The sequence below is a fragment of the Pseudomonas sp. JAI120 genome, from assembly GCF_014207255.1.
In the GTDB taxonomy this organism is placed as follows: domain Bacteria; phylum Pseudomonadota; class Gammaproteobacteria; order Pseudomonadales; family Pseudomonadaceae; genus Aquipseudomonas.
The window spans coordinates 583289-607546 of the sequence record NZ_JACHCZ010000003.1 but is presented as its reverse complement, the minus strand read 5'-3'; the positions used below and the strand labels follow the sequence as shown (position 1 = coordinate 607546).

Genomic DNA, 24258 nt, shown 5'->3' with positions numbered 1-24258 from the left:
GCCTCACTCTAGTGCAGTGTCGAGACTGGGCAATCCGTTCAGGCCGACGCCACTACCGATCATGAGGAATACAAGAATGAAGATTAAATCCGCTGCTGCTGGTGCTGCGCTGGCGATGGCTGCCGCCACCATGTTTGCTGGTGTTGCTACCCAGGTACAAGCCGCAGACGCCACCGTTCACTGCTATGGCGTCAACGCCTGCAAAGGCCAGAACGATTGCAAGACCAAAGACCACGCCTGCAAAGGCCAGGGAGCTTGTAAGGGCCAGGGCTTCCTGTCCATGAGCAAGGCCATGTGCGACCAGAAAGGCGGCACCGTCGGCGAATAACCGGCCACCGAGTGCAACCGCAGCGGCTGCACCCACCGCTGCGGACACTTTTCCCTGGAGTGTCCTATGCCTGTTTCCCTTCCGAGCCTTGGTTACGGCCTGGGTTTACGCAGTGAGTACTATCAACAGATCCTTGAACAATCGCCGCCGGTGGATTGGTTCGAAGTGATCTCCGAGAATTATCTGGTTCAGGGCGGCAAGGCCTTGTACTACCTGGACGCAATAGCCGAGCGCTATCCTCTGGTGATGCACGGTGTGTCCCTGTCCATTGGTGGGCCTCATGCCCTCGATATCGATTACCTGAAGCAAATCAAATCCCTGGCCGAGCGCATCCAGCCGGCGTGGATTTCCGATCACCTATGCTGGAGCCGTGGCAGCGCGCACCAGTTGCACGACCTGCTGCCCCTGCCTTACACCGAAGAAAGCCTCTACCACGTGGCCGCTCGCGTTCGCCAAGTGCAGGATGTGTTGCAGCGCCCGCTGGTGCTGGAAAACGTCTCCAGCTATGTGCGTGCCAAGGCGGATGAATTCACCGAATGGGAATTCCTCAATGCCCTGGCCCACTTGTCGGGCTGCCAGTTGCTGCTCGACGTAAACAACGTGTATGTCAGTGCGCGCAACCATGGCTTCGATGCCTGGACCTTCATCCGCAACCTGCCGCCCGACAGCATCCGCCAGTTGCATTTGGCGGGGCATATGGATTACGGCGACTACGTGGTCGATACCCACGACCATCCGGTGTGCGATCCGGTGTGGGCGCTGTATCAACAGACCCTGGAGCACGTGGGGCCGGTCTCGACATTGTTGGAGCGCGATGACCATTTCGCGCCGCTCGAAGAACTGCTCACCGAGTTGAGCAAGGCCCGCGAACTGGGGGCCACCGCCCTGGCCAGGAGAGCGTTATGCGCCTGACCGATTGGCAGTTGGCTTTTGAACGGCACCTGTTATCCGAGACGCCGGTTGCCAGCAGTGATTTCGCCGCCACGTTGCTTGGTGGGCCGACACTGGATGTGGAAACGGGCCTGGCGATTTATCACAATGCCTACCTCTCGCGGTTGCAGGACGTGCTGCGACATGACTTCGGTGCCATCCGGTATTGGCTGGGGGATGATGAGTTTGCGTTGCTGAGCGAAGCCTATGTTCGCCGCCATCCCTCTGCGCATTACAGTTTGCGCTGGCTGGGGGAGCGGTTTGCGGCGTTTATCCTTGAGCATCTGGTGGCCGAACAAAGCGCGCCGCTGGCCGAGCTGGCGCGGTTGGAGTGGGCGTTCACCCTGGCGTTTGACGCGCCCGAAGGGCGGTTGCTGATGCTGGACGACATGGCGTTGTTGCCTGCCGAAGAGTGGCCGGGTCTACAGGTCAACCTGGCGCCTTCAGTGCAGCAGTTACTCTGCCGCTTCAACACGCTGGCGATCTGGCGATCCAGCAAGGATAAATCCAGTTTCCCAGGCAGCGAGGTGCTTGATCCGGCACACATCTGCGTGGTGTGGCGCCACCAGAATGTATGCCGTTACCGCAGCCTGGAACCCTTCGAGGCCTGCGCCTTGGCGGGGATGGTGACCACCGGCTGGGATTTTTCAGAACTGTGTGCAGAGTTGGCAGTCACTTATGGAGAGGGTGCACCACTGCAAGCGGTGACATGGCTGAAACAGTGGATCCAGGACGGTTTGCTCCAGCGCCGAGCCCCATAGAAGAACGCTATCAAATCGATAGCCTCCTACTTTTTCTCGGGATGGTCTACCCTCATTCCAGACGTCTGAAACAAGGGGGGGACTACTCATGCTCGCGCAACTTCCACCGGCCTTACAGAATCTACAGCTGCCGCTGCGTCTTCGACTCTGGGATGGCCATGAATTCAACTTGGGCCCCGAGCCCAGTGTGACCATCGTGGTGAAGGACCCCACGGTCGTGCCCAAACTGTCCCACCCCACGCTCGACTCGTTGGGCGAAGCCTTCGTCGAGGGCAAACTGGAGCTGGAAGGCTCCATCACTGAAGTGATCCGGGTGTGTGACGAACTGAGTCATGCCCTGATTGACGACGACGAGGGGAGTCGTCCGGTGCGCTCGATCCACGACAAGGCCACCGACGCCGCGGCCATTTCCTACCATTACGACCTGTCCAACGGGTTCTACCAGCTATGGCTGGACCAGGACATGGCGTACTCCTGCGGTTATTTCGAAACCGGCAGCGAATCCATCGACCAGGCCCAGCAAGACAAATTCCGCCACCTGTGCCGCAAACTGCGTTTGCAGCCAGGCGAATACCTGCTCGACGTAGGCTGTGGCTGGGGCGGGCTGGCGCGGTTTGCGGCGCGGGAGTTCGGGGTCAAGGTGTTTGGCATCACCCTGAGTAAAGAGCAGTTGGCGTTGGCCAAGGAGCGGGTGAAAGCCGAGGGCCTGGAAGACCGGATCGACCTGCAACTGCTCGACTACCGCGATCTGCCCCAGGATGGTCGTTTCGACAAAGTGGTGAGCGTGGGCATGTTCGAACACGTCGGCCACGCCAACCTGGCGCAATACTGCAAGACCCTGTTTGGTGCCGTGCGCGAAGGCGGCCTGGTGATGAACCATGGCATTACCGCCAAGCACACCGACGGCCGGCCCGTGGGCCGTGGCGCTGGGGAGTTTATCGAGCGTTATGTGTTCCCCAACGGCGAACTGCCCCATTTGGCGATGATGACCGCTGAGATCAGTGAAGTCGGGCTGGAAGTGGTCGACGTCGAAAGCCTGCGCCTGCATTACGCGCGCACCCTGGACCATTGGAGCGAGCGCCTGGAAGACAACCTGGAAGCGGCGGCGAAGCTGGTGCCGGAGCAAGCGTTGCGCATCTGGCGGCTGTACCTGGCCGGGTGTGCTTATGCGTTTGCGCGGGGCTGGATCAACCTGCACCAGATCCTCGCGGTGAAGCCTCACGCGGATGGCAGCCATGAACTGCCGTGGACGCGGGAAGACATCTATCGCTGAGCTGATGTTCCAGAAAGGTGGAGATCCAAATGTGGGAGGGGGCTTGCTCCCTCCCACATTTTTTACCGCATTGGCTGTTAGAGAATCGGTGAGATCAAGCGCGCCACCCGCATGCCCAGTTGTTGCAGGCGGCGGGTCTCGCGGCTTTCTTCCTGGCTCACTTCATGGGCCTGCGCGAAGTCGTCCAGCAGCATCAGTTCCACCTGCTTGGCGAAGGCTTCGTCGACCGTCAGCAACATCACTTCGAAATTCAGCCGGAACGAACGGTTATCCATGTTTGCACTGCCGATGGCGCTGATCTCGCTGTCCACCAACACCACCTTCTGATGCAGAAAACCCGGCGTGTAGCGGAACACCCGGACACCGGCGCGCACCGCTTCGATCGCATACAGGCTGGACGCGGCGTACACGATGCGGTGGTCGGGCCGCGATGGCAGCAGCAGGCGTACATCCACCCCGCGCAGGACCGCCAGGCGCAGGGCGGCGAAGACCGCTTCGTCGGGGATGAAATACGGGCTGGTGATCCACACGCGCTCGGTTGCCGCGTGGATAGCCTCGACGAAAAACAGCGAACAGGTTTCATACGGGTCGGCCGGGCCGCTGGCGAGCAATTGGCATAGCACGCCGTCTTCGGGGTAGGCGTCCGGCAGGATCAGCGGCGGCAGCTCGCGCGCGGCCCAGAACCAGTCCTCGGCAAACGACTCCTGCAGGCACGCCACTACCGGGCCGGTAACTTGCACATGGGTATCGCGCCACGGCGCCAGCGGCGGTTTTTTGCCCAGGTATTCATCGCCCACATTGTGCCCACCGACAAACCCGGTGACACCGTCCACCACCACGATCTTGCGATGGTTGCGGAAGTTGACCTGGAAACGATTGAGCCAACCGCTGCGGGTGGCGAATGCCTTGACCTGCACCCCGGCGTCGCGCAGCGATTGCACGTAGCGCTGGGGCAGGGCATGGCTGCCGATACGGTCGTACAGTACGTAGATGCCCACGCCTTGGGCGGCCTTTTCCTTCAACAAAGCCTGTAACTGACGGCCGAGTTCATCGTCATGGATGATGAAGAACTGAAACAGTACGGCGGTTTGTGCGTTGCGGATGGCCTCGAAGATCGCACCGAAGGTGGCGTCGCCATTGATCAGCAAGCGCACTTCGTTGTTCGCCAGGCACGGCATGCGGCCCAGTTTGGGCATGGCACGCAGTGAGGCGTAGGCGCTGGAATTACGCGCGGCGAGGGCTTCTTCGACCCATGGGCGCCAGTTCAGCTCGGCGATGGCGGTGTGCATTTCCTGATTGGCCTGGCGGCGGGCCTGGATGTACGCGTCGAAGGTGCTGCGGCCAAAAATCAGGTAGGGGATCAGCGTGAGGTAGGGCATGAACATCAGCGACAGGGCCCAGGCGATCGAGCCTTGGGCGGTCCTGACGGTCAGCACCGCGTGGATCGCGGCGAGAGTCCCGAGAAAATGCAGCGTGGCGATGAAGTAGGCGAGCAGGTGCGGGCCAAAGAAATCCATGGACGACGGTACTCCAGGCAATCCAATGCCTAACAGACCATGAACGGCTGCGAATGTCGCTATTTTATTTGCCGTGCAACACTGGCACTTTTGTGGCGTCTAACGCCCACAATTGCCCAGGAGTTACCCGATGAATGCTCGTCTGCTTGGTTTGGCCATGGTTGTTGGTTTGTCGTTGCCGGTGGCAGCGCAGGCGCAGATGCTGGCGCCGGGCTTGTGGGAATTGACCACCAGCAACATGAAAGTCGATAACCAGGACCTGCCGGACCTGTCGCTGATCCTCGGTCAGCTCAAGCAACAGATGACCCCCGAACAGCGCGCCATGCTGGAAAAGCAAGGCATCACCATGGCCGGCAAAGGCGTGCAGGTGTGCCTCACCCCGGCACAGGTCGCCTCTGATTCAATCCCCCTGACCGACCCGCAATCGGGCTGCAAACAGGAAGTGACCGACAAGACCGGTAACCAGTGGAAATTCCGTTTCAGTTGCCCGAAAGCCCAGGGCACCGGCGTCGCTACCTTCCAGAGCCAGAAAGAATTCACCACCACCGTCAACGGCACCTTCAATGCCACCGGCGTTCAGCAGAAGGGCAGCCTGGATACCCACGCCCAATGGCTGGGCACCGATTGCGGTACGGTCAAGCCTCGCGCTTAATAGGAGCGAGCAAGCGCGCTCCTACCTTAGGAAATGCAGGGGTAAACCCTGGCAGCTGTCGACTACCTGGCCGTTGTGCCAGGCCAGGTGGCCGCAGACCAAGGTGGTGCTCACACTGTGGCGAAAGCGACGTTCGGCGAACGGCGTCCAACCACAGCGGGCAAGAATCGGCTCATCCCTGACCGGCTTTCCCTCGGGCTCCGGTTTGATCAGCACCAGGTCGGCCCAATACCCTTCGCGTAGATAACCCCGGTCGGGGATGGCAAACAGGTCGGCGACACGGTGGCTGGTCTTGGCCACCAGGGTGGCCAGGGGCAGCAGCCCATCGGCCACCAACTCCAACAGCGCAGGCAGCGCGTGTTGCACCAGGGGCAAACCCGAGGGCGCTTCACGATACCCCAACTGTTTTTGCGCCCAGGTATGCGGCGCATGGTCCGTGCCAATCACATCCAGACGATCACTCAGCAAGGCCAGGCGCAGGGCGTCGCGGTCGGCGCGGGTCTTGATCGCCGGGTTGCATTTGATCTGGTGGCCGAGGCGGTGATAGTCGTGGTCATCGAACAGCAGGTGATGCACGCAGACTTCAGCGGTAATGCGTTTTTGCGCCAGCGGTTTGTCTTCGAACAATTCCAGCTCGCGGGCACTGGTCAGGTGCAGCACGTGCAGGCGTGTACCGTGACGCTTGGCCAATTCCACGGCGAAGGAGGATGAGCGATAGCAGGCTTCGGCATCGCGGATCAGCGGGTGGGCGACGGCGGGGATCTTGTCACCAAAGCGCTCACGCATGCGCTGCTCGTTGGCTTGGATGCTCGGCGTGTGTTCGCAGTGGGCGAGGAGGATGGTCGGCACCTCGGCAAACAGCCGTTCCAGGATCCGTGGATCGTCCACCAGCATATTGCCGGTAGAGGCGCCCATGAACACTTTGACCCCGGCCACTTCGCGTGGGTCGAGGGCGGCGACGGTGTCGAGGTTGTCGTTGCTGACGCCGAAGTGAAAGCCATAGTTGGCCACCGAGTGCAGGGCCGCGCGGCGCTTTTTATCGGCCAGGGCTTCCAGGTTCAGCGTGGCGGGCTGGGTGTTGGGCATGTCCATCACGCTGGTAATGCCGCCGGCCACGGCCGCGCGGGACTCGCTGTAGAAGCTGCCCTTGTCCGGCGCGCCCGGATCGCGAAAATGCACCTGATCGTCAATCATGCCCGGCAGCAGCCACTGGCCTTGGGCGTCGATGGCCACCGGCGCGGCGTTTCCCTCGATACTGCTGGCGATCTTCTCGATACGGCCATTGACGACCAGCACGTCGGCATCGAACTCCTGGCCTTCATTCACCAGGCGGGCATTGCGGATCAGCAGGCGGCTCATGGCTCAGAACTCGTTTTGCAGGGCTTTGTAACCGCGCACCAGGTCGACGTTGGTACGTGCCACGTCTTCGGAAAACTCCGAGGCGCTGACACTCACCGGCGGGAATTGCGACAAGTCGGTATTCGGCCCGATACGGGTAGTGGAGGGCACGTAGAAGGCGACGGGCAAGTCACGGCCGTCGACCACCGAGTTATGGCGCACCACGCATCCATCGCCGACGGCGCAATTGAACAGCACACTGTTGAAGCCGATAAATACGCGGTCGCCGACGGTGCAGGGGCCGTGGACGATGGAGCGATGCGCGATGGATGTAAATGCTCCTATCGTCACCGCCGCGCCGGACTTGGAGTGGATGACCACGCCGTCCTGGATATTGGAATTGGCGCCGATGGTGATCGGGTCCATGGCGCCGCTGGCGTCGACTTCGTCGGCGCGGATCACGGCGTAGGGGCCGACAAACACATTCTCGCCGATGATGACTTTGCCGCAGATGATCGCGGTCTTGTCGACGTAGGCCGATTCGGCAATCACCGGCAGATCGCCGGAAGGGTTCTTGCGGATCATGCAACTGGCTCCGTAATGATGTGAACGTAGGCGCCGTCGATGGCGTTGTAGAAACAGGTGTGGCGGCCGGTGTGGCAGGCCGGGCCTTGCTGGTCGACGATCAGCAGTACCGCGTCGCCGTCACAATCCAGGCGCGCTTGCACCAACTGTTGCCAGTGGCCGGAGCTTTCGCCTTTGCGCCACAGCTGTCGGCGCGAGCGCGACCAATAGCAGACCTGCCCGGTAGCCAGTGTTTCGTTGAGGGCCTGGCGATTCATCCAGGCCAACATCAACACTTCGCCGCTGCCGTGTTGCTGGGCGATGGCGGCGATCAGGCCGTCGCTGTTCCACGGCAGGGCGTCGAGCACTGCTGCGAGTGGAAAGCGGCTGCCGACGGCAGCCCCTTCCAGTTCGAGCATGCTCAGGGTCATGGCTTGCTCAACGCTGCGCACAGGGTGTTGAGGTTGTACTCGAACAGCCCGATGAAGGTGCTCGCCGGCCCTTCTGCGGCCAGAGCGTCGGAGTACAGCGTGCCGCCAATCTGCGCGCCGCTTTCATCGGCGATCTGCTTGAGCAGGCGCGAGTCCTTGATGTTTTCCATGAACACGGCCTTGACCTTGTCTTTGCGGATTTGGGTGATCAGCGCGGCGACTTCGGCGGCCGACGGTTCACGTTCGGTGGACAGGCCTTGCGGCGCCAGGAACTGGATGCCATAGGCCTGGCCCAGGTAGCCGAAGGCGTCATGGGAGGTAACGATGCGACGGTTACCCGGCGGCAGCGCGCCGAATTTGGTCTTGGCTTCGGCCAGCAGGCGGTAGATTTCCTTCAGGTAGGCTTGGCTGTTGCGCAGGTAGTCGGCCTTGTTGGCCGGGTCGGCAGCTACCAGCGCCTTGGTGATGTTGTTCACATAGATTTCGGCGTTGGCCAGGTTGTGCCAGGCATGCGGGTCGGGGATGGTTTCGCCGTCTTCCTCCATGGTGTGGGAGATCACACCTTTGCTGGCGGTGACCACCGTGGCCTTGGTTTCGGTGCTGGTGACCAGGCGATCCAGCCACGGCTCGAAGCCCAGGCCGTTCTTGATGATCACCTTGGCCTTGAGCAGCGCCTTGGCATCGTCCGGGGTTGGCTCGTAGGTGTGGGCATCGGCGTCGGGGCCGACCATGTTGCTGATCTGGATGTGCTCGCCACCGATCTGGTGGGTGATGTCATCGAGAATACTGAAGCTGGTAACCACTTGGAGTTTGTCGGCGGCCTGGGCCATCGACAGCGGCAGCAGCAGACTGAACAGCACGAGTAGAGCGCGCATCGGGAAACACCTCATTGGGATGTAAGCAAAGGCGGGCGGCGCAGCAAGCCGTGCACCGGACCGAAGACCACGGACAGCAGGTACCCACCGCCAGCCACCAGCACAATCGCCGGGCCGCTGGGCAGCGAGAAGTAGAACGACAGCAATAAACCCAACCACACCGACAGGCATCCCAGCACCGCCGATACAGCGATCAACACCGGAAGGCGCCGGCTCCAGAAGCGTGAAGCGATGGCCGGCAACATCATCAATCCCACCACCATCAAGGCGCCGATGGCTTGGAAGCCAATCACCAGGTTCAGTACCACCAGGGTCAGGAACAAGCCGTGGGCCAGGGGGCCAAGGCGGCTGACGGTTTGCAGGAACAGCGGGTCGAGGGTGTCCAGCAGCAGCGGTTTGTAGATCAGCGCCATGGCGATCAGGCTGAACCCGGAGACCCAGAGCATGCCGGTCAGGGTGGTTTCGTCGACGGCCAGGGCAGAGCCGAACAGCAGGTGCAGCAGGTCCAGGCGCTTGCCGGCCAGGCCCAGGATCAATACGCCGGCGGCGAGGGAGATGGGATAGATAGCGGCGAGGCTGGCGTCTTCGCGCAGGCCGGTGCGGCGGGTGATCCACGCCGACAGGCCGGCCATGCTCAGGCCCGCGCCCAGGCCGCCGATGGTCAGCGCGGGCAAGCTCAAGCCCGCGAACCAGAAGCCCAGTGCAGCGCCGGGCAATATGCCGTGGGCGACGGCGTCACCGATCAGGCTCATGCGGCGCAGGATCAGAAATACGCCGAGCGGAGCGGTGCTGCAGGCGAGCACCAGCCCGCCCATAAGGGCGCGACGCATGAAGACGAAGTCGAGGAAGGGCATCCACAGATGGGCGGCGAAGTGCATCAGGCCACCTGCATGTGCGGCTGCGGACGGATCAACTCTTTGCTGGAACCGAACACACAGCCACTGCTTTTGATTTGCACCACTTGCTGGGTGTGATGGCGTACGGAGGCGAGGTCATGGCACACCACCACCAACGTTCGGCCTTCGGCGTGCCAGGCGTGGATATGGTTCCAGCAAAGCGCTTGGCCTTCTTCGTCCAGAGCGGCATGGGGCTCGTCAAGCAGCAACACTGGCGACTCGGCAAGGCTCATGCGAGCGAGCAATGCGCGTTGTAGCTGGCCGCCTGACAGCGCCATCAGCGGGCGCTGTTCCAGACCGCTGAGGCACCAGTCTTCCAGTACCGCTTGCAGGCGTTCGCTGCGTTGTTGCGGGGTGAGCCGTGTGCCCCATAGACCGGCGGCGACCAGTTCTTGCAGGCTGATGGGGAACTGACGGTCAAGGTGCTGTTGCTGGGGCAGGAACGACAGGCCACCTCGGCGTGGAACATCCACGGTCACTTTGCCCGCCAACGGTTTTTGCAGGCCAGCGATGACTTTGAGCAGGCTGCTTTTGCCGCAGCCGTTGGGGCCGATCACACCGGTGAGGCTGCCTTTTTCCAGGGTGAAATCCACGGCGGGAGTGAGCGGTTGGCCGGGGGCGCCCCAGCGCAAGGCGGTGCAACTGATCATGAAGGGTTTCTCGTCCAGCGGCTTTCAGCCACGGCATCGTGCGCGTGCAGGCTTTCGGCGTGGATCACTTTGAGGTGGAAGGCTTTGACGGCATCCGAGCGTTTCAAGGCGAGGTTAAGGCGGCGTGCGGCGTCTTCGCAGAACATCAGGTTCTGCCCGTTGGCCAGGGCGAAGGCTTGTTCGTCCGCGCGTTTTACGGCGGTTTGTACGGCTGTGCCGAGGGCGGCTTCGGCAGCGTTGATCAGCTCGGTCAGTGGCAGGTGATCGCCTTGCAGGTGCACGTGCAACTGCGCGCTGCTGCGCTGGCTGTGGGGCGTGGCGACGATACCGTTGGCGCTGCCGAGCCAGGTCAATACGTCTTCATGCAGCAATGGCGTGTTGCCGAAGTCTTGGAGAAATTGCTGCTGAATCAACTGCCTGGCGAGGGCAGCGGAACAGGGGCAGGTTGAAGAATAGGTAACGTCAATTTTTAGTTCCACGTGGAACATCTGGTTTTCCAGGCGCGCCTCGATGCTCACCGGGTAGCCCTTCCAGCCGGCCAGTGGGCTGACCAGCGCGGGGCGTTTCAGCAGTAAATTCGTGTGCAGACGCAGGTAGGCGTTCTTAGATAAATCTTCATGACTGTCGAGAAACCGCTGCAGTACATTGCGCAGAAGTGCGGGTGTAATGGGCTGCTGGTCGAGCATCTCCAGCGCCAGGTAAAGGCGCGACATATGAATACCACGGGCGGTGCCGTCGTCCAGGCTGACGCCGGCATCGGCGGTGGCGGTCAGGCGCTGGCCATCGATGAGGATCGGCAGGGCGATGCCGCACATGCCCACCCAGTCGAGTGGCAAGGCTTGGCGTGAAGCCTGCGCGGCAATATCCGGCAGAGTCAGCGCATTCATAAGCAGGTCCATCGTTGGAAATAATTCGACATGTTATAGTATAACAATAGAGTCGACGATGAATTTTCTGCCCCGACCTTTTTTTAGTCATGTCGAGTACGGACGCTCCTTTATTCGCGGTATTTGTCATGCACAGACGTCAGCTCCTCCACCTGCTCCTGGCCAGCCCTTTGTTTGCTTTGCCGTTCGCCGCCCACGCGACCCAGATCCGCAATGCACGCCTGTGGCGCTCGGACGACAAGCTGCGGCTGGTGTTCGACCTTAGCGGCCCAGTGCAATACAAGACGTTCTCCCTGACTGCCCCGGAACGCCTGATCATCGACCTGAGCGGCGCAGGCCTCAGTGGTGACTTTTCTCAACTTGAGCTGAAGAACAGCGGGATCACCTCGATTCGCTCGGGGCATTTCGGCAAGGCGGATACACGCATCGTGCTTGACCTGGCCGCGCCGATGCAGCTCAACAGCTTTGTATTGCCGCCTCAGGACGGGCAGGGGCATCGCCTGGTGCTGGACCTGACCAGCGCCACCCGTGCACCGCGTCAAATCGCTGCTGAAGCCGTGCCCTTGGTGGCTTCGGTGGACAAGGCGCACCCCAAGCGCGACATCATTGTGGTGGTCGACCCCGGCCACGGCGGCAAAGACCCCGGTGCTGTCGGGTCCAAGGGTCAGCGCGAAAAAGATGTGGTGCTGTCGATCGCCCAACTGCTGGCCAAGCGCTTGAAACGTGAAAAGGGTTTTGACGTGAAACTGGTGCGTAACGACGACTTCTTTGTGCCGCTGCGCAAGCGCGTGGACATCGCCCGTCAGCACAAGGCCGATATGTTCATCTCGGTGCATGCCGATGCCGCGCCACGGCTCACGGCCTCGGGCGCCTCGGTGTATGCGCTGTCGGAGGGCGGCGCGACCTCGGCCACGGCGCGCTTTATGGCCCAGCGCGAAAACGGCGCGGATTTGCTGGGCGCCACCACGTTGCTCAATCTCAAGGATAAGGATCCGATGCTGGCCGGGGTGATTCTTGATATGTCGATGAACGCCACCATCGCGTCCAGCCTGCAACTGGGCAGCTCGGTGTTGGGGAGCCTGCAAAGCATCACCAGCCTGCATCAGAAACGTGTGGAGCAGGCGGGGTTCGCGGTGCTCAAGTCACCGGACGTGCCGTCGATCCTGGTGGAGACCGGCTTTATCTCCAACGCCCAGGACGCCCAGCGCCTGGTGACGGCGCGCCATCAACAAGCGGTTGCGGATGGCTTGTTCGAAGGCCTGAAAAAATACTTCCAGAAGAACCCGCCGATGAACAGCTACATGGCCTGGGTGCAGGAACAGAAGAATGCTCAGGCCTAACAGCCGGTAATTCGGCTGCACGTGAACTTGGCAGTGGCGCCTCCGGAGCTGGAAAACCGGTTGATCGTGGTCCAGCCCACCCGCCGCGTGTAGCCGACCCATGCCTCCCCATCCGACGCCAGGCCGGTAAAGAACGTCAGTTGCCCGTAGCGGCTGTTGGTTTGTGCCCAATAACGTTTACCGACCACCTCGAAACCGCGCAAATACGTGGTGGTGCCCACCGTCGCTACGCTGTAGGCATTGCCCAGCGGGTCCACACAGGCCAACAGGTTGGCGCTGCGCGTGCAATTGGCCAGCAAGCTTGGCGCTTGGGCGCAGGCAGGCCCTGCCGCTGCCAGTAACAGGGCGCACACCAGGTATTTCATAAGGGATCTCGGGGGCTGGGAAGTGTTCAAGCATTGCGCCCTTCGTCGCAACGAGCAAGGGGGATTGGCTTATTTGTATTGTTATACTATAACATTAAAGCACAGCCTGACCCGTGACCCATTCCCTATGACCGAACAAGACCTGCTGGCCCAGCCGCCCGCCGACTATATGAATGAAGCCCAGCAGGGCTTTTTCCGCGAACTGTTGCTGACTCAGCGCAATGAACTGCAAGCGCGCATCGAGGGCGAATTCCTGTTACTGCGCGAGCAGGAGCCCAACAGCGATCCGGCCGATGTGGGCAGCGCCGAAGAACAGCGCCAGTGGCAACTGCGCTTGCTGGAGCGGGAAAAGAAGCTGCTCGACAAGATCGACGACGCCCTCGAACTGCTCGCCCGTGGCGAGTACGGCTGGTGCCGCGAAACGGGCGAGCCCATCGGCCTGCAACGTCTGCTGCTGCGCCCCACCGCCACCCTGTGTATCGAAGCCAAAGAACGTCAAGAGCTGCGCGAACGCCATAAACGGGCGATTTGACCGGCCAACCCTGATGAGGATTACCTGATGCCCAATCGTCTCCCCGTTACCGTGTTGTCCGGCTTTCTCGGCGCCGGTAAAAGCACGCTGCTCAACTACGTCCTGCGCAACCGCGAAAACCTGCGCGTGGCGGTGATCGTCAACGACATGAGCGAAATCAACATCGACGGCAGCGAGGTGCAGCGTGACGTCACCCTCAACCGTTCCGAAGAAAAACTGGTGGAGATGAGCAACGGCTGTATCTGCTGCACCTTGCGTGAAGACTTGCTCGAAGAAGTCGGAAAACTCGCCAAGGAAGGTCGCTTCGATTACCTGTTGATCGAATCCACCGGTATCTCCGAGCCGTTGCCGGTGGCTGAAACCTTCACCTTCCGTGATGAAAACGAGCAAAGCCTGGCCGACATCGCGCGCTTGGACACCATGGTCACCGTGGTCGACGGCATGAACTTCCTGCTCGACTACCAGGCTGCCGAAAGCCTCGCCTCACGGGGCGAAACCCTTGGAGAGGAGGACGAACGCTCGATCACCGACCTGTTGATTGAGCAGATCGAATTCGCCGACGTGATCCTGATCAGCAAGATCGACCTGATCAGCAGCTGTGAGCGCGAAGAGCTGATGGCGATCCTTGAGCGCCTCAATGCCCAGGCGGAAATCATCCCGATGGTCATGGGCGAAGTGCCGCTGAACAAGATCCTCAACACCGGCCGCTTCGACTTCGAACGCGCCGCGCAAGCGCCAGGCTGGTTGCAGGAGTTGCGTGGTGAACATGTGCCGGAAACCGAAGAGTACGGCATCGCGTCCACCGCTTATCGCGCACGGCGCCCCTTCCATCCGCAACGCTTCTTCGACTTTATCGACCGGCCTTGGGTCAACGGTAAATTGCTGCGTTCCAAGGGCTTTTTCTGGCTGGCCAGCAAGCATCAGGATGCCGGCAGTTGGTCCCAGGCCGGTGGCTTGATGCGCCATGGGTTTGCCGGACGCTGGTGGCGCTTTGTGCCGAAAAGCCAATGGCCCCAAGACGAAGAAAGCGTCGCGGCAATCATGGGTAACTGGCAGCTCAGTACCGGCGACTGCCGTCAGGAACTGGTGTTTATCGGACAGAACATCGACTTCGCGCGGATGCGTACCGAGTTGGACGCGTGCTTGCTCACCGATGAAGAAATGGCCCTGGGCGTCGAAGGTTGGCGCCTGCTGGCTGATCCGTTTGGTCCCTGGTACGAAGAGGTTGCCTGATGTTGGCACCGGTTATCCCCTTGCGCCCCGTGGTTCGCCAGACCCGTGGTGACACCCCGCTGGCGCTGTCCGATATTCTCGAAGATGGCGTGAACCTGGCGCTGTGGCAGCGTCAATTGCCGTTGCATATCGCCGAGTTCGGCGCTTTGCTGGTGGCGCTCAATGAGCCGTTGGCCGAGTCCCTGGTGATCGAACTCAACAGCGAGGACGCCGAGCCGAACTTGCGCGGTCTGGCGTCCAGTTACCGCGATCTTGAAGGCTACGAAGGTTTTATCGCCGATGTGTCGTGGCTGGTCAGCGCCTTTGCGTGCCTGCTCGGCGCCAAGCGCATCGGTGTGCGCCTGCGTTTGCTGGATAAAGCCATGTGCCCCCGTTTTCACGTTGACCATGTGCCGGTGCGGCTGATCACCACCTATGCCGGCATCGGCAGCCAGTGGTTGCGCGAAGGGGTGATGGACCGCCGCAAGCTCAGCCAACCGGACGCCGAACCGAGCCAGCGCATCGAACAGATCCAGTGCGGTGAAGTGGCGCTGCTCAAAGGCACTAAATGGCATGGCAACGAAGACCACGGCCTGATCCATCGCTCCCCCGCGCTGAAAGCGGATGAGCGCCGATTGATTCTGACGCTGGATTGGCTCGCGTAACCGCGTAGGATCAAACGCTCTACACGGTCCGAACGATGGCACTCATGCTGCAGAACATTCCCACCCACGTAATTGCCGGGCCCTTGGGCGCCGGCAAGACCAGCCTGATCAAGCACCTGCTCGCCCAACGCCCGGCCAACGAGCGCTGGGCGGTGTTGATCAACGAGTTTGGCCAGATCGGCCTGGACGCTGCACTGCTGACCCTGGATGACGACGGCATTGCCCTCGGTGAAGTTGCCGGTGGCTGCCTCTGCTGTGTGAATGGCGCACCGTTCCAGGTAGGCCTGGGCCGGTTGCTGCGTAAGGCCAATCCGGATCGGTTGTTTATCGAACCCTCGGGCCTGGGCCATCCTGCGCAGTTGCTCAAGCAGTTGCGCGAAGCGCCGTGGCAGCAGGTGCTGGCGGTTCAGCCCTGTGTGCTGGTGCTGGATGCCCAGGCGCTGGCAGCGGGCAAACCCTTACCGCCAACGCAGCAGGAAGCGTTGGCCAGTGCCGGACTGTTGGTGCTGAACAAGGATGAGGGGCTGGATGCTGGGCAACGTGAGGCGGTCGAACGACAGCTACCCGACCGCGATATTTATTGGACCCAACAGGCGCACGTGCCGCTCGGCAAACTGCCAGGCTTGAATGCACAGGCTGAAGCTGCTGTGGATAACTTCGCCGTGCCTAAGGGGCTGGCTCAATTGCCGGCTATCTGGAGCGATCCGGCAGTGCCGATCTGCCTGAGTCAGGCCCAGGAGGGCGGTTGGAGTATCGGTTGGCGCTGGCACCCGAGCCAGCAATTCGATTCCGAGCGTCTGCACCTGTGGCTGACAGGGCTTGAGTGGTGCCGCGCCAAACTGGTTATCCACAGCCGTGATGGGTGGATCTCGGCCAACGCTGTGGATAACAGCCAGCTCGTCTGGCAACCCAGCGAATGGCGTCGCGACTCACGTATCGAACTGATCTTCAGCGCACCACAGGACGTGGCCGCATTGCAGGCCGCACTGGCTGCCTGCCGTTACTGACGGTTCTTGGTGGCGTGGTCCTGGCGCCATTGGCTCAGCTCGATCACATTGGCGCTGGGCAGCGCTTCCTTGACCTCGAACGGGTAGGGCGCCAGTTCGATCTGCGCGCTGTGGGCACCGAATTGTGTGATGGTCCCGCTGTGACGAGTCTCGCCCGTGACGGTGAACTCGAAATTGTAGATACGCGCCAGACGCCGCCGACCGTTGGCATCCTTCACAAAACCGATGCGCTTTAACGCCACGGCGCCGTCGAGCAATTCGATATCGAGCTTGGCACAATGCTGCTTGACCCGCGCCAGCGCCCGCTCTCGCAGGCCGTGGTTGTGCCATACCCAGGCGGCACCGGTCGCCAGCAGCATCAACACGAAGATGTTTCCCAGGGTGAGCATGCGAAAAACTCCAACAAAGTGAGAGCAGCTTAACTGTGTCGTCGGCCTGTCGTACAGGCTGCGTTTAGTCGCATACTGCGCGGCCAGAATTTCAATGGCTTTACGGAAATCCCCTGCATGAAACGCACACCTCATCTGCTTGCGATCCAGTCTCATGTGGTCTTTGGCCACGCCGGAAACAGCGCCGCCGTGTTCCCCATGCAGCGGGTCGGGGTAAATGTCTGGCCGCTGAACACGGTGCAGTTCTCCAACCATACGCAGTATGGTCAGTGGGCGGGCGAAGTGTTGGCGCCGCAGCAGATTCCTGCGCTGGTGGAAGGCATTGCCGCCATCGGCGAGCTGGGCAACTGCGATGCGATCCTGTCCGGCTACCTGGGCAGTGCGGATCAGGGCCGCGCGATTCTTACCGGTGTGGCGCGCATCAAGGCCATCAACCCCAAGGCCCTGTACCTGTGCGACCCGGTGATGGGCCATCCGGAAAAGGGCTGCATCGTGCCGCAGGAAGTCAGCGATTTCCTGCTGGATGAAGCTGCGGCCATGGCCGACTTCCTGTGCCCCAACCAACTGGAACTGGATAGCTTTGCCGGGCGTAAGCCGCAATCGCTGTTCGACTGCCTGGGCATGGCTAAGGCATTGCTGGCCCGTGGCCCGAAGGCGGTACTGGTCAAGCACCTGGATTACCCGGGCAAGTTGCCGGACGGTTTCGAGATGCTGCTGGTAACCGCCGAGGGCAGCTGGCACCTGCGTCGGCCGCTGCTGGCGTTCCCGCGCCAGCCGGTGGGCGTGGGCGACCTGACGTCGGGGCTGTTCCTGGCGCGGGTGTTGCTGGGCGACAGTCTGCTGGCGGCTTTTGAGTTCACGGCCGCGGCGGTGCACGAAGTGTTGCTGGAAACCCAGGCCTGCGCCAGTTACGAGTTGGAACTGGTACGCGCCCAGGACCGCATCGCCCATCCTCGCGTACGTTTCGAGGCGACGCCGATCAGCCTGTAAGTGCGGGAGGGTTTACAGTCCCGGACTTACAGCGCGTCAGCCTTGATTTCCTGGTAGCGCTTCTCCAGCTCCTGGCGGATCTGCCGGCGCTGCTGGGCCTGCACGAACCGGCGCTTGTCTTCGCTGTTGTGCGGTTGCAGCGGCGGTACGGCAGCGGGTTTGCGCTGGTCGTCCACGGCCACCATGGTGAAGAAACAGCTGTTGGTATGACGTACCGAGCGCTCGCGGATGTTCTCGGTCACTACCTTGATGCCCACTTCCATCGACGTATTGCCGGTGTAGTTGACCGATGCAAGGAATGTCACCAGCTCGCCGACATGGATCGGCTCGCGAAAAATCACCTGATCCACCGACAACGTCACCACATAGCGACCGGCATAACGGCTAGCGCAGGCGTAGGCCACTTCGTCGAGGTACTTGAGCAAGGTGCCGCCGTGGACATTGCCTGAGAAGTTGGCCATGTCAGGGGTCATCAATACCGTCATCGACAGCTGGGCGTTTCCGGGTTCCATAGCACACTCACGGGTTGTAGGCATTGGTTGGGGGGCACCTCTGCGGGTGCTGGGATCTTTGCAGCGCCATCCCTTACGGGACGCCGGTGGGCGGCTTGCCGTCACGCGTTCACCGATCTGTTTCCATATATTGCACCGGCTTTCCGGCGGAAGTCGCGGTGTTAACCTTCAAAAGCCCATCTCAGGGCATTTCTTACGATTAAGGCAGACTTTTCCTTCCGCACTTTGCGATTTTTCAAAGGCGCGTGCGGAAGTGGGAAAAGCGCCAGTACCCTCAAGGAGCCCCTCGCCATGCACGCCATCAGCTTTATTCAGGACTTGGCCGTGATCATGCTGGTGGCAGGGGTGGTCACCGTCCTGTTTCACCGCCTCAAGCAACCCGTGGTGCTGGGGTACATCGTCGCCGGCTTCATCATTGGCCCGCACACACCGCCGTTCGGCCTGATCCACGACGAAGACACCATCAAGACCCTCGCCGAGCTGGGGGTCATCTTCCTGATGTTCTGCCTGGGCCTGGAGTTCAGCCTGCGCAAACTGTTCAAGGTGGGGGCCACGGCGTTTATCGCGGCCTTCCTGGAAATCATCCTGATGATCTGGATCGGCTACGAGATTGGCCGCTGGTTCGACTGGAACACCATGGACTCGCTGTTCCTCGGCGCGATCCTGGCAATTTCCTCCACCACCATCATCGTGAAGGCACTCAATGACCTGAAGATGAAAAACCAGCGCTTCGCCCAACTGATTTTTGGTGTGCTGATTGTGGAAGACATCCTCGGCATTGGCATCATCGCCTTGCTCTCGAGCATCGCCGTCAGCGGTACGGTGAGTTCCGGCGAGGTGTTCTCCACGGTCGGCAAGCTCTCGCTGTTCATGATCGTCGCGTTGGTCATCGGTATTTTGCTGGTGCCGCGCCTGTTGGCCTACGTGGCCAAGTTCGAAAGCAACGAAATGCTGCTGATCACCGTACTGGGCCTGTGTTTCGGTTTCTGCCTGCTGGTGGTCAAGCTGGAGTACAGCATGGTGCTGGGGGCGTTTCTGATCGGCGCGATCATGGCCGAATCCCGGCAGTTGGTTAAGATCGAGCGCCTGATCGAGCCGGTTCGCGACATGTTCAGCGCGATCTTCTTCGTGGCGATCGGCTTGATGATCGACCCGCAGATTCTCCTGCAATACGCCTGGCCGATCGCGGTGATCACCGTGGCCGTGGTGCTGGGCAAGATGCTGTCCTGCGGCCTGGGTGCCTTTATCGCCGGTAATGACGGCCGTACCTCATTGCGCGTAGGCATGGGGCTGTCACAAATTGGCGAGTTTTCCTTCATTATCGCCGCGCTGGGCATGACCTTGCAGGTCACCAGCGACTTCCTGTATCCGGTGGCGGTGGCCGTTTCGGCGATCACTACACTGCTCACGCCATACCTGATTCGCGCTGCCGACCCTTTGTCATTGAAGATCGCCGCCGTGATGCCAAAGCGCATGAGCCGGGTGTTTGGCATGTACGGCGAATGGTTGCGCAGTATTCAGCCTCAGGGCGAGGGCGCAATGCTGGCGTCGATGATCCGCAAGATCATCCTGCAGGTGGGCGTTAACCTGGCGTTGGTGATCGCGATTTTCTTCGCCGGAAGCTTTTTCGCGGTGCGCATTGGCGGGTATCTGGAGGGTTGGATCAGTGATCCAAGTTGGCAGAAGGCGTTGATCTGGGGTGGGGCATTGCTGTTGTCGCTGCCGTTCCTGATTGCGGCGTACCGCAAGCTCAAGGCGCTGTCGATGTTGCTGGCGGAGATGAGCGTGAAACCGGAAATGGCCGGGCGACATACCCAGCGGGTGCGACGGGTGATTGCGGAGCTGATCCCGATTTTGTCGCTGCTGGTGATCTTTGTGCTATTGGCAGCTTTGTCGGCCAGTATTCTGCCGACCAACAAGTTGCTGGTGCTGATTGCCGCAGTCACGGCGGCGGTGGCGGCCGTGCTCTGGCGATGGTTCATCCGTGTGCATACGCGGATGCAGGTCGCCTTGCTGGAGACGCTGGATAACCATAAGGATACGCCGGAGCACTAGTGGGGGCCGCTACGAGGTCCGGCGTGGGACAAGCCCGCTCACTACAGCAAGCCCGTTCGCCAGGGGGATCAGGTGTCAGCTTTCCAGCCAGACGTCCCGCGCCCAGTGCCACACCGATTCCCAGGTTTCTTCGGTGACGAGTTCTTCTTCGCCGGACCACAGCACCACAGTGCCGTCTTCTTCGACGCAGTAGTAGTCTTCGCCGTCCTGGCAGATAGGGATCATGCTGCGGTCAACGCCGGCATCCCAGGCGTTGGCGGCCACGTCCGGCAGGTAGGTGTGCGACTGCGGGTCGGTGACGGTCACCGGCTCCAGGCTGCCGTACACGACATCGCTGACGGTCAGCAGGAACTCGCGAAAGACAAACGGGATGTCGATGAACAGCTGTTCTTCGATTTCCACCAACTGATCTTCATCAGGCAGTTCCAGGGGAACCGGAACCGGTTCGTTGGCTTCACGCAATTGTTCGATGATTTCTTCCACGTCCGGGATCCTCTTGCTGATGGCGCGGTTTATAGGGGGGTTTTATACAGTAGCTTGCTATAAGTGCAACCGTGAAATAGAAAACCCCGGACAGGTCCGGGGTTTTTTGTTACGGCTTGCTCAAGCGCGTGGGTATCAGCCGTTCTGGCGGATACCGGCGACCAGCCATGGCTGGTTGTCGCCTGGGGCACGTTCCATGTTCCAGCTTTCGCTGAACACTTCACCCTGGTCGAAACGCGAAGTCTTCGACACGCCGCTGAAGGTCAACGTTGCGATGGTCTTGTCGGCACGATCATCCACACCGTCCAGTTGCACGCGCAGGTCGTCGATATAGGTCGACTGGAAGCCGTCGCCCAGGTCGGCGCGTTCGCGCTTGAGGAACTCCAGCAGTTGTGGGGTCACGAACTCGGAGATCTTGTCCATTTCATTGGCGTCCCAATGCTGCTGCAGGGACTGGAAGTGGCTGCGGGCCGCTTCGATGAAACGCTCTTCGTTGAACCAGGCCGGTGCGTTGATCACCGGGCGGGCTGCGGCAGGCGCTGCCGAACCACCGAAGATCGAACCCATGGCTGGCTTCTGCTCGAACACTTCACGCTGCATCGGCGCGCCGGCTGGAGCCAGTTGCTCCTGCTGCTTGCGGCGACGGGCGGCGATGAAACGGAAGACCAGGAAGGCGATGACCGCCATGATCAGGATGTCGAAGATCTGCATGCCCTGGAAGCCGTCGCCCATGAACATGGAAGCGAGCAGGCCACCGGCCGCGATACCGGCCAGAGGGCCCAACCAGCGCGAAGCACCGCCGGCCTTGGCAGCGGCGCCGGCAGCACCGGCTGCGCCTGCGGTCGCGGCAGCACCGCCTGCACCGGCGGATGGAGCCATTTGGCTGGTCTGGTGAGTCGGTGCCGCGCCCGAGCTTTTGCCGCCACCGAAGCGTTTGGCGTTGGCGTCGAGGCTCATCGTCAGGCCGATGCACAACGCCATGGCGATGCTAAGAAAACGTTTCATAAAGGGAATTCCCATTTGTGGATTGCACGCGCGCCATGTTGCACAGGTGTAGTGACAGTGGCTAGCGACATAATGTTTCGGGCTTTTGCGTAAGACCGAATCAGAATGGTCTGTAGGACTTATTACAGATATTGGCCCCCGCTCGTTGAAAACAAGGGCGGGCCAATAACCTTCATGTTGGCAAATGTTTCAGACCGCTTCGAGCTTCGCGTAGCCCATCATCAGCCATTTGCTGCCTTCGGCGAAGTTCACCTGCACCCGTGCCTGGGCACCGGCGCCTTCGAAGTTGAGAATCACCCCTTCGCCGAAGATCGCATGCTTGACCTGCTGGCCCAGGCTGAACGGGGTTTCCGGAATCTCGGAACCGGCGAACATGCTGCTGGAGTTCTGCTGCTGACCGCCGCCGAACGGGCGGCTGACGCTGTTGGACAGGCGCACTTCCTGGATCAGGCCCTTCGGCACTTCACGTACGAAGCGCGACACCTTGTTGTAGGTCTCGCTGCCGTAGAGGCGTCGGGTCTCGGCGTAGGTCATCACCAGGTTCTGCATCGCGCGGGTGATGCCTACGTAGGCCAGGCGGCGTTCTTCCTCAAGGCGGCCGGGCTCTTCCAGGCTCATCTTGTGGGGGAACAGGCCTTCTTCCATGCCCACCAGGAACACATACGGGAACTCCAGGCCCTTGGCGCTGTGCAAGGTCATCAACTGGATGCTGTCTTCATGCTCATCGGCCTGGGTGTCGCCGGCTTCCAGGGATGCATGGCCGAGGAAAGCGGCGAGCGGAGTCAACTCTTCGTCTTCCTCGGTGTTTTCGAACGCGCGGGCGGCGCTGACCAGTTCCTCAAGGTTTTCTACCCGGGCCTGGCCTTTCTCGCCTTTTTCCGCTTCGTGATAGGCAATCAGCCCGGACTGCTCGATCACCGTCTGGGTCATCAGGTGCAGGGGCATTTCCGAACATTTGGCGGCGAGGTTCTCGATCAGCTCGACAAATACCCCCAGCGCGCCAGCAGCACGCCCCGTCAGGCCTTTATTGGCGATGAGCAGGCGCATGGACTCCCACATCGACACATCGGCATGGCGCGCGTGGTCGCGAATCGCCTCGACGGTTTTCTCACCGATGCCGCGCGCCGGGATATTGATGACCCGCTCCAGCGCCGCATCGTTGCCACGGCCTTCGAGCAAACGCAGGTAAGCCATGGCGTTCTTGATTTCCGCACGCTCGAAGAAGCGCTGGCCGCCATAAATGCGGTACGGGATGCGCTCGCGCAGCAAAGCCTCTTCCAGCACCCGCGATTGGGCGTTGGAGCGGTACAGGATCGCGATGTCGCTGCGCGCCAGGCCGGTTTTCAGTGCGCTTTCGATGGTTTCCACCACGTAGCGTGCTTCATCGTGCTCGTTGAACGCGGCGTACAGGTTGATCGCTTCGCCTTCGCCACCGTCGGTCCACAGCTCTTTGCCCAGGCGCCCGGTGTTATTGGCGATCAAGGCGTTGGCGGCCTTGAGGATGCCGGCGGTGGAGCGGTAGTTCTGCTCCAGGCGGATGGTGACCGCGTCCGGGAAGTCTTCGGAATACTGGTAGATGTTCTCGATTTTCGCGCCACGCCAGCCGTAGATCGACTGGTCGTCGTCGCCCACCACCATCAGGCTGTCGCCGCCCTTGGCCAGCAGGCGCAACCAGGCGTACTGCACGGCGTTGGTGTCCTGGAATTCGTCCACCAGAATGTGACGGAAGCGTTTCTGGTAATGGGCCAGCAAGCCCGGGTTGTCGCGCCACAGGTCGAGGGCGCGCAGCAGCAGCTCGGAGAAGTCGATGACACCGGCGCGTGCGCAGGCCGCCTCGTAGGCCTCATAGATGCTGCGCATGGTGGCCAGGAACAAATCGCCGCTGGCCTGGATGTGCTGCGGGCGCAGGCCTTCGTCTTTCTGGCCGTTGATAAACCACTGGGCCTGGCGCGCCGGCCAGCGCTGCTCGTCGAGACCCAGCTCGCGGATCACGCGCTTGACCAGGCGTTGCTGGTCATCGCTGTCGAGGATCTGGAAGGTCTGGGCCAGGCCCGCTTCCTGCCAGTGTGCCCGCAGCAGGCGGTGTGCCAGGCCGTGGAAGGTGCCCACCCACATGCCGGCCGGGCTGATGCGCATCAACTGCTCGATGCGATGGCGCATCTCGGCAGCGGCCTTGTTGGTGAAGGTCACCGACAGGATGGAGTGCGGGGACGCGTTCTCGACCTGGATCAACCAGGCGATACGGTGCACCAGCACTCGGGTTTTACCGGAGCCAGCACCGGCCAGGACCAACTGACGGCCAACGGGGGCTGCTACGGCCTGGCGTTGGGCATCGTTGAGGGAGTTCAGCAAAAGAGAGAGATCATCGCGCATCGGCGCATTCTATGGGCCTAAGGAGACTCGGGCAAATCCCAATGCCGGGTGGTCGACGCAAAACGTCACGCGTGATCCCGCCGGGGCAAATATTCCGGCAGGACTGATGACCGGTAAGTCATGGCCCACAGCCCGCGCGGAGCCTCGCTCAAGGGGTCTGGCACCAAGGTTTGCGGCCAATCACTGCATGATTTTTATGATCTGGAGCAGTTTGGCCCAAGCGCTTGC

At 61.2% G+C, this 24258-nt stretch carries 26 protein-coding genes; 12 read left to right on the top strand and 14 right to left on the bottom strand.

What is annotated here, in order from left to right; genetic code table 11:
- Positions 1-76: 76 nt before the first annotated feature.
- From HDC32_RS20315 to cfaB, 4 genes are all read left to right on the top strand, one after another.
- Positions 77-328: a hypothetical protein gene (locus HDC32_RS20315; RefSeq protein ID WP_065937926.1), complete on the top strand. Its 252-nt coding sequence runs from the start codon at positions 77-79 to the stop codon at positions 326-328.
- Positions 329-394: 66 nt separating this feature from the next.
- Positions 395-1240 carry a DUF692 domain-containing protein gene (locus HDC32_RS20310; protein WP_184745251.1) on the top strand — a complete coding sequence of 282 codons (846 nt, stop codon included), beginning with the start codon at positions 395-397 and terminating at the stop codon, positions 1238-1240.
- Positions 1231-2019 (top strand): DNA-binding domain-containing protein, encoded by a 789-nt coding sequence (locus HDC32_RS20305; protein ID WP_131697723.1) that lies wholly within the window; start codon positions 1231-1233, stop codon positions 2017-2019. Before HDC32_RS20310 ends, HDC32_RS20305 begins: the two co-directional genes overlap by 10 nt.
- 88 nt (positions 2020-2107) lie before the next feature.
- Positions 2108-3292, top strand: a complete 1185-nt coding sequence (cfaB, locus tag HDC32_RS20300) for a C17 cyclopropane fatty acid synthase CfaB (protein WP_145337376.1) — start codon at positions 2108-2110, stop codon at positions 3290-3292.
- Between the two features lie 77 nt (positions 3293-3369).
- Here the strand turns inward: cfaB and cls are convergent, their stop codons facing one another.
- Complete coding sequence (gene cls, locus HDC32_RS20295) at positions 3370-4809, bottom strand: cardiolipin synthase (RefSeq protein WP_184745248.1); 1440 nt, start codon at positions 4807-4809, stop codon at positions 3370-3372.
- Between the two features lie 130 nt (positions 4810-4939).
- Between cls and HDC32_RS20290 the strand changes: the two genes are divergently transcribed.
- Positions 4940-5461, top strand: coding sequence for a DUF3617 domain-containing protein (locus HDC32_RS20290; RefSeq protein ID WP_092355965.1), 522 nt, complete (start codon positions 4940-4942; stop codon positions 5459-5461).
- A gap of 21 nt (positions 5462-5482) precedes the next feature.
- Here HDC32_RS20290 and HDC32_RS20285 read toward each other — a convergent pair whose 3' ends face one another.
- Genes HDC32_RS20285 through folE2 form a run of 7 tightly spaced genes read right to left on the bottom strand, consistent with a single transcriptional unit; the run spans position 5483 to position 11102 of the window.
- A complete protein-coding gene (locus HDC32_RS20285) occupies positions 5483-6820 on the bottom strand; it encodes a dihydroorotase (protein WP_167655894.1) in 1338 nt (445 codons plus the stop codon).
- Positions 6821-6823: 3 nt separating this feature from the next.
- Complete coding sequence (locus tag HDC32_RS20280) at positions 6824-7384, bottom strand: DapH/DapD/GlmU-related protein (RefSeq protein ID WP_131697719.1); 561 nt, start codon at positions 7382-7384, stop codon at positions 6824-6826.
- Positions 7381-7794 carry a phosphoribosyl-AMP cyclohydrolase gene (gene hisI, locus HDC32_RS20275; protein WP_131697718.1) on the bottom strand — a complete coding sequence of 138 codons (414 nt, stop codon included), beginning with the start codon at positions 7792-7794 and terminating at the stop codon, positions 7381-7383. Before hisI ends, HDC32_RS20280 begins: the two co-directional genes overlap by 4 nt.
- Entirely contained in the window at positions 7791-8669 is an 879-nt protein-coding gene (locus tag HDC32_RS20270) for a metal ABC transporter substrate-binding protein (RefSeq protein WP_145337377.1), read from the bottom strand. The genes hisI and HDC32_RS20270 overlap by 4 nt, the downstream gene beginning before the upstream one ends.
- An 11-nt stretch (positions 8670-8680) precedes the next feature.
- The gene (locus HDC32_RS20265) at positions 8681-9547 is read right to left on the bottom strand and encodes a metal ABC transporter permease (protein WP_167655896.1); all 867 of its coding nucleotides are present in this window, start codon (positions 9545-9547) and stop codon (positions 8681-8683) included.
- A complete protein-coding gene (locus HDC32_RS20260) occupies positions 9547-10215 on the bottom strand; it encodes a metal ABC transporter ATP-binding protein (RefSeq protein WP_145337378.1) in 669 nt (222 codons plus the stop codon). Before HDC32_RS20260 ends, HDC32_RS20265 begins: the two co-directional genes overlap by 1 nt.
- On the bottom strand, positions 10212-11102 hold the full coding sequence (gene folE2, locus HDC32_RS20255; RefSeq protein ID WP_131697715.1) for a GTP cyclohydrolase FolE2: 891 nt from the start codon (positions 11100-11102) through the stop codon (positions 10212-10214). The genes HDC32_RS20260 and folE2 overlap by 4 nt, the downstream gene beginning before the upstream one ends.
- Positions 11103-11230: 128 nt before the next feature.
- Between folE2 and HDC32_RS20250 the strand changes: the two genes are divergently transcribed.
- A complete protein-coding gene (locus tag HDC32_RS20250; protein ID WP_145337380.1) occupies positions 11231-12442 on the top strand; it encodes an N-acetylmuramoyl-L-alanine amidase in 1212 nt (403 codons plus the stop codon).
- Here the strand turns inward: HDC32_RS20250 and HDC32_RS20245 are convergent.
- The gene (locus tag HDC32_RS20245; RefSeq protein WP_053127519.1) at positions 12439-12807 is read right to left on the bottom strand and encodes a hypothetical protein; all 369 of its coding nucleotides are present in this window, start codon (positions 12805-12807) and stop codon (positions 12439-12441) included. The genes HDC32_RS20250 and HDC32_RS20245 overlap by 4 nt on opposite strands.
- A 127-nt stretch (positions 12808-12934) precedes the next feature.
- On the opposite strand from HDC32_RS20245, the gene dksA reads away from it, so the two are divergent.
- From dksA to HDC32_RS20225, 4 genes are read left to right on the top strand one after another with little or no spacing between them, the layout of a single operon-like run.
- Positions 12935-13339: an RNA polymerase-binding protein DksA gene (gene dksA / locus HDC32_RS20240; protein WP_131697713.1), complete on the top strand. Its 405-nt coding sequence runs from the start codon at positions 12935-12937 to the stop codon at positions 13337-13339.
- Between the two features lie 27 nt (positions 13340-13366).
- The gene (zigA, locus tag HDC32_RS20235; RefSeq protein ID WP_167655897.1) at positions 13367-14572 is read left to right on the top strand and encodes a zinc metallochaperone GTPase ZigA; all 1206 of its coding nucleotides are present in this window, start codon (positions 13367-13369) and stop codon (positions 14570-14572) included.
- Positions 14572-15216, top strand: coding sequence for a DUF1826 domain-containing protein (locus HDC32_RS20230; protein WP_184745246.1), 645 nt, complete (start codon positions 14572-14574; stop codon positions 15214-15216). The genes zigA and HDC32_RS20230 overlap by 1 nt, the downstream gene beginning before the upstream one ends.
- Positions 15217-15260: 44 nt before the next feature.
- The gene (locus HDC32_RS20225; protein ID WP_167655899.1) at positions 15261-16223 is read left to right on the top strand and encodes a GTP-binding protein; all 963 of its coding nucleotides are present in this window, start codon (positions 15261-15263) and stop codon (positions 16221-16223) included.
- On the opposite strand, the gene HDC32_RS20220 is transcribed toward HDC32_RS20225, so the two are convergent.
- Positions 16217-16612 (bottom strand): DUF3301 domain-containing protein, encoded by a 396-nt coding sequence (locus HDC32_RS20220; RefSeq protein WP_065926772.1) that lies wholly within the window; start codon positions 16610-16612, stop codon positions 16217-16219. The two genes, HDC32_RS20225 and HDC32_RS20220, sit on opposite strands and share 7 nt — an antisense overlap.
- A gap of 117 nt (positions 16613-16729) precedes the next feature.
- On the opposite strand from HDC32_RS20220, the gene pdxY reads away from it, so the two are divergent.
- On the top strand, positions 16730-17602 hold the full coding sequence (gene pdxY / locus HDC32_RS20215) for a pyridoxal kinase PdxY (RefSeq protein ID WP_027608215.1): 873 nt from the start codon (positions 16730-16732) through the stop codon (positions 17600-17602).
- 26 nt (positions 17603-17628) lie between these two features.
- Here pdxY and HDC32_RS20210 read toward each other — a convergent pair whose 3' ends face one another.
- Positions 17629-18114 carry an acyl-CoA thioesterase gene (locus HDC32_RS20210; protein ID WP_003177014.1) on the bottom strand — a complete coding sequence of 162 codons (486 nt, stop codon included), beginning with the start codon at positions 18112-18114 and terminating at the stop codon, positions 17629-17631.
- Positions 18115-18405: 291 nt separating this feature from the next.
- On the opposite strand from HDC32_RS20210, the gene HDC32_RS20205 reads away from it, so the two are divergent.
- A complete protein-coding gene (locus HDC32_RS20205; protein WP_131697709.1) occupies positions 18406-20169 on the top strand; it encodes a cation:proton antiporter in 1764 nt (587 codons plus the stop codon).
- 75 nt (positions 20170-20244) lie between these two features.
- Here the strand turns inward: HDC32_RS20205 and HDC32_RS20200 are convergent, their stop codons facing one another.
- The 3 genes from HDC32_RS20200 to uvrD form a co-directional block, all read right to left on the bottom strand.
- Positions 20245-20652, bottom strand: a complete 408-nt coding sequence (locus HDC32_RS20200) for an SMI1/KNR4 family protein (protein ID WP_131697708.1) — start codon at positions 20650-20652, stop codon at positions 20245-20247.
- Between the two features lie 135 nt (positions 20653-20787).
- Positions 20788-21657 (bottom strand): Tim44 domain-containing protein, encoded by an 870-nt coding sequence (locus HDC32_RS20195; protein WP_131697707.1) that lies wholly within the window; start codon positions 21655-21657, stop codon positions 20788-20790.
- 189 nt (positions 21658-21846) lie between these two features.
- A complete protein-coding gene (gene uvrD, locus HDC32_RS20190; RefSeq protein WP_184745244.1) occupies positions 21847-24030 on the bottom strand; it encodes a DNA helicase II in 2184 nt (727 codons plus the stop codon).
- Positions 24031-24258: the final 228 nt, after the last annotated feature.